The following is a 5768-nucleotide window of genomic DNA, read 5'->3' on the forward strand; positions in this document are numbered from 1 at the left end:
TTTGCAAATTATGCTTGCGGTAATCAGATTCTGTGGCATAATGCGCGCCCTTGAGACGAGAACGTGATTAAACGGGACCGACCTCAAGGCAGCAAGTTGGATTGAGAGAAAAAATTCTTGAAAAAAAGCTTGCCAGAATTGATAAGACGCGTATAATACGCGGCCTCGTTAGCCACGAAGGTTAACGAAAAAGTTCTTTAAAAGACAGAGATTAAGTAATAGAGGTGGGTGCTTTCCGGGATGCTTTTGCGGCATACGTAAAAGATATCAAGGAAAGCAACTGCGTTAATTTACTGAGTATATTATTAAGTCTATTTAAGACAGTAGTTGTGACTTTGAGCATGATATAAGTTGGTTGGATTGATCGATCAAGTAGTACGGTTGATTTAACTGGCGAACCTTTGAACTGAAGAGTTTGATCATGGCTCAGATTGAACGCTGGCGGCAGGCTTAACACATGCAAGTCGAGCGGAAACGATGGGAGCTTGCTCCCAGGCGTCGAGCGGCGGACGGGTGAGTAACGCGTAGGAATCTGCCTAATAGTGGGGGATAGCCCGGGGAAACTCGGATTAATACCGCATACGCCCTACGGGGGAAAGCAGGGGATCTTCGGACCTTGCGCTATTAGATGAGCCTGCGTCGGATTAGCTTGTTGGTGGGGTAAAGGCCTACCAAGGCAACGATCCGTAGCTGGTCTGAGAGGATGATCAGCCACACCGGAACTGAGACACGGTCCGGACTCCTACGGGAGGCAGCAGTGGGGAATATTGGACAATGGGGGCAACCCTGATCCAGCCATGCCGCGTGTGTGAAGAAGGCCTTCGGGTTGTAAAGCACTTTAAGCAGGGAGGAAAGGCGTAAGGTTAATAACCTTGCGAGTTGACGTTACCTGCAGAATAAGCACCGGCTAACTTCGTGCCAGCAGCCGCGGTAATACGAAGGGTGCAAGCGTTAATCGGAATTACTGGGCGTAAAGCGCGCGTAGGCGGTTTGGTTAGTTGGATGTGAAAGCCCAGGGCTCAACCTTGGAATTGCATCCAATACTGCCAGGCTAGAGTACGAGAGAGGGGGGTAGAATTCCACGTGTAGCGGTGAAATGCGTAGAGATGTGGAGGAATACCAGTGGCGAAGGCGGCCCCCTGGATCGATACTGACGCTGAGGTGCGAAAGCGTGGGGAGCAAACAGGATTAGATACCCTGGTAGTCCACGCCGTAAACGATGTCAACTAGCCGTTGGGAGGGTCATCCTCTGAGTGGCGCAGCTAACGCACTAAGTTGACCGCCTGGGGAGTACGGTCGCAAGATTAAAACTCAAATGAATTGACGGGGGCCCGCACAAGCGGTGGAGCATGTGGTTTAATTCGACGCAACGCGAAGAACCTTACCTGGTCTTGACATCCTGCGAACTTTCTAGAGATAGATTGGTGCCTTCGGGAACGCAGTGACAGGTGCTGCATGGCTGTCGTCAGCTCGTGTCGTGAGATGTTGGGTTAAGTCCCGTAACGAGCGCAACCCTTGTCCTTATTTGCCATCATTTAGTTGGGCACTCTAAGGAGACTGCCGGTGACAAACCGGAGGAAGGTGGGGACGACGTCAAGTCATCATGGCCCTTACGACCAGGGCTACACACGTGCTACAATGGAGCGTACAAAGGGTTGCGAAGCCGCGAGGTGGAGCTAATCCCATAAAACGTTTCGTAGTCCGGATTGGAGTCTGCAACTCGACTCCATGAAGTCGGAATCGCTAGTAATCGTGAATCAGAATGTCACGGTGAATACGTTCCCGGGCCTTGTACACACCGCCCGTCACACCATGGGAGTGGGTTGCAAAAGAAGTGGGTAGCATAACCTTCGGGAGTGCGCTCACCACTTTGTGATTCATGACTGGGGTGAAGTCGTAACAAGGTAGCCGTAGGGGAACCTGCGGCTGGATCACCTCCTTAAACTGAACTGCGAAAGCGTTCCGGTAAAGTGCTCACCTCTATTACTTAATCCTGTGTTTTCAGGAACCCAGGGTCGTAGCTCTTGTTGCTTAAGCTTTAAAGCTTGAGTTAAGCGGCTGACCTGGACGGATTCGGGTCTGTAGCTCAGTTGGTTAGAGCGCACCCCTGATAAGGGTGAGGTCGGCCGTTCAAATCGGCCCAGACCCACCAATTCATGAATTGGTTATATGCAATTAAGGTTGTATGTGACGAATTCATTGGTACTGTCTGAATCCAAGAAGATTCAGGTTCTTGTTCTTTAACAATCAATGAATGAAGTATATAGATTATTGCTGACTGGCTTAGGCTGGTTGGACAATAAGATGTGTATGCTGTTCTTAATACAAGCGCATAATCTGTACGACGATCGAAGGCGAGTTGTTTGAGATGTGTTTTGGGCTTTTAGGAGTCTGAGATTATATGGTCAAGCAACTAAGCGTACGTGGTGGATGCCTTGGCAGCCAGAGGCGATGAAGGACGTGGTAGGCAACGAAATGCTTCGGGGAGCCGTCAAACAGGCTTTGATCCGGAGGTGTCCGAATGGGGAAACCCGGCCCATTTATGGGTCATCACATGCTGAATACATAGGCATGTGAGGCGAACGCAGGGAACTGAAACATCTAAGTACCTGCAGGAAAAGAAATCAATTGAGATTCCCTTAGTAGCGGTGAGCGAACGGGGAAAAGCCCTTAAGCAACAGCAGTGTTAGTGGAACGGTCTGGAAAGTCCGGCGACAGTGGGTGATAGCCCCGTACACGAAAGCGCTGCAGTTGTGAAAACGAGTAGGTCGAAACACGTGTAATTTTGACTGAAGATGGGGGGACCATCCTCCAAGGCTAAATACTCCTGGCTGACCGATAGTGAACTAGTACCGTGAGGGAAAGGCGAAAAGAACCCCGGAGAGGGGAGTGAAATAGATCCTGAAACCGCGTACGTACAAGCAGTAGGAGCAGACTTGTTCTGTGACTGCGTACCTTTTGTATAATGGGTCAGCGAGTTAATGTCAGTAGCAAGGTTAACCGAATAGGGGAGCCGTAGGGAAACCGAGTCTTAATAGGGCGTTTAGTTGCTGGCATTAGACCCGAAACCGGGCGATCTACCCATGGCCAGGTTGAAGGTGCCGTAACAGGCACTGGAGGACCGAACCCACTAATGTTGAAAAATTAGGGGATGAGCTGTGGGTCGGAGTGAAAGGCTAATCAAGCCCGGAGATAGCTGGTTCTCCTCGAAAGCTATTTAGGTAGCGCCTCGTGTCATTGACTGCTGGGGGTAGAGCACTGTTTCGGCTAGGGGGTCATCCCGACTTACCAACCCGATGCAAACTCCGAATACCAGTAAGTTTTATCACGGGAGACAGACAGCGGGTGCTAACGTCCGTTGTCAAGAGGGAAACAACCCAGACCGCCAGCTAAGGTCCCAAATATCAGTTAAGTGGGAAACGATGTGGGAAGGCTCAGACAGCTAGGAGGTTGGCTTAGAAGCAGCCATCCTTTAAAGAAAGCGTAATAGCTCACTAGTCGAGTCGGCCTGCGCGGAAGATATAACGGGGCTCAAACTGATAACCGAAGCTGCGGATGCGTGCTTTGCACGTATGGTAGAGGAGCGTTCTGTAAGCCGTTGAAGGTGGATTGAGAAGTCTGCTGGAGGTATCAGAAGTGCGAATGCTGACATGAGTAACGATAAGGGGGGTGAAAAACCTCCCCGCCGGAAGATCAAGGTTTCCTGCCCAACGTTAATCGGGGCAGGGTGAGTCGGCCCCTAAGGCGAGACCGAAAGGTGTAGTCGATGGGAAATCGGTTAAAATTCCGATACCGATTGTTATTGCGATGGAGTGACGGAGAAGGCTAGGCCAGCGCGGCGTTGGTTGTCCGCGTTTAAGGTTGTAGGTCAGTGACTTAGGTAAATCCGGGTCGCTCTCTTTAATGAGGAGGCCGAGAACTGATGACGATCTTTCTTTTTAGAAAGAGAAGTGGTTGATGCCATGCTTCCAGGAAAACCTTCTAAGCTTCAGATAACAATTGACCGTACTGTAAACCGACACAGGTGATCAGGTAGAGAATACCAAGGCGCTTGAGAGAACTTGGGTGAAGGAACTAGGCAAAATGGTACCGTAACTTCGGGAGAAGGTACGCCGGCTCTGGTGATGAGACTTGCTCTCTAAGCTGGGTCCGGTCGAAGTGACCAGGTGGCTGCAACTGTTTATTAAAAACACAGCACTCTGCAAACACGTAAGTGGAAGTATAGGGTGTGACGCCTGCCCGGTGCCGGAAGGTTAATTGATGGGGTTAGCTTCGGCGAAGCTCTTGATCGAAGCCCCGGTAAACGGCGGCCGTAACTATAACGGTCCTAAGGTAGCGAAATTCCTTGTCGGGTAAGTTCCGACCTGCACGAATGGCGTAATGATGGCCACGCTGTCTCCACCCAAGACTCAGTGAAATTGAAATCGCTGTTAAGATGCAGTGTACCCGCGGCTAGACGGAAAGACCCCGTGAACCTTTACTATAGCTTCACACTGGACTTTGACACTATCTGTGTAGGATAGGTGGGAGACTTTGAAGCAGCAACGCTAGTTGTTGTGGAGTCGCCCTTGAAATACCACCCTGGTATTGTTGAGGTTCTAACTCAGTCCCTGAAACGGGGACGAGGACCGTGTGTGGTGGGTAGTTTGACTGGGGCGGTCTCCTCCCAAAGCGTAACGGAGGAGCACGAAGGTACCCTAAGGGCGGTCGGAAATCGCCCACTTAGTGTAATGGCATAAGGGTGCTTGACTGCGAGAGCGACGGCTCGAGCAGGTGCGAAAGCAGGTCATAGTGATCCGGTGGTTCTGTATGGAAGGGCCATCGCTCAACGGATAAAAGGTACTCCGGGGATAACAGGCTGATACCGCCCAAGAGTTCACATCGACGGCGGTGTTTGGCACCTCGATGTCGGCTCATCACATCCTGGGGCTGAAGCCGGTCCCAAGGGTATGGCTGTTCGCCATTTAAAGTGGTACGCGAGCTGGGTTTAGAACGTCGTGAGACAGTTCGGTCCCTATCTGCCGTGGGCGTTGGAGATTTGAGAGGAGCTGCTCCTAGTACGAGAGGACCGGAGTGGACGAACCTCTGGTGTTCGGGTTGTCACGCCAGTGGCATTGCCCGGTAGCTATGTTCGGACGGGATAATCGCTGAAAGCATCTAAGCGGGAAGCCCCCCTCAAGACGAGATCTCCCTGGGGCCTTGAGCCCCCTAAAGTGCCGTTCGAGACCAGGACGTTGATAGGCTGGGTGTGTAAGCGTTGTGAGGCGTTGAGCTAACCAGTACTAATTGCACGTGAGGCTTGACCATATAATCGCAGGTTTTTGAAAGCCAAAACCGATAAGTGATTATTGAGCGTTGATGACGACTTGTCATAGCGATCGAAGTCAGATTAAAAAATGTGCTTGTAGAGCACGGCATACACATGATCTAGAGCAATCTAGAGACTATACTTCATTCATTGATTGTCAAAGACCTGGGCTGTGAAAACGGACTCAGGTTATGTGAAACCGCTGCCGAACGGGCAGTTGTTCACAAAACGGGTAAACGATGGAGTCGCCCGCTCAGTTTGAGCAAAAAGCGACTGGCATCAACAGTTTGCCTGACGACCATAGCGAGTGTGAACCACCTGATCCCATTCCGAACTCAGAAGTGAAACCGCTCAGCGCCGATGGTAGTGTGGGGCTTCCCCATGTGAGAGTAGGACATCGTCAGGCATTAAAATCAAAAAGGGCTATCCCGCATGGGGTAGCCCTTTTTTATTTTCTGGG

Annotated in this window: 1 tRNA gene and 3 rRNA genes; all 4 read left to right on the forward strand. The window is 50.9% G+C overall.

Going from position 1 to position 5768, the window contains the following annotated elements:
* Positions 1 to 403 precede the first annotated feature (403 nt).
* The 4 genes from PSCS_RS08645 (at position 404) to rrf (ending at position 5714) form a co-directional block, all read left to right on the forward strand.
* A 16S ribosomal RNA gene (locus PSCS_RS08645) occupies positions 404 to 1942 on the forward strand.
* Between the two features lie 133 nt (positions 1943 to 2075).
* Positions 2076 to 2152: transfer RNA gene (locus tag PSCS_RS08650), tRNA-Ile, on the forward strand.
* Between the two features lie 251 nt (positions 2153 to 2403).
* Positions 2404 to 5307 (forward strand): 23S ribosomal RNA (locus PSCS_RS08655).
* A 291-nt stretch (positions 5308 to 5598) separates the two neighbouring features.
* A 5S ribosomal RNA gene (rrf, locus tag PSCS_RS08660) occupies positions 5599 to 5714 on the forward strand.
* Together the 16S, 23S and 5S rRNA genes with 1 tRNA gene alongside form the textbook arrangement of a ribosomal RNA operon.
* The last annotated feature ends 54 nt before the right edge of the window (positions 5715 to 5768 follow it).

The sequence above is a fragment of the Pseudohongiella nitratireducens genome (assembly GCF_001642735.1).
Lineage (GTDB): Bacteria > Pseudomonadota > Gammaproteobacteria > Pseudomonadales > Pseudohongiellaceae > Pseudohongiella > Pseudohongiella nitratireducens.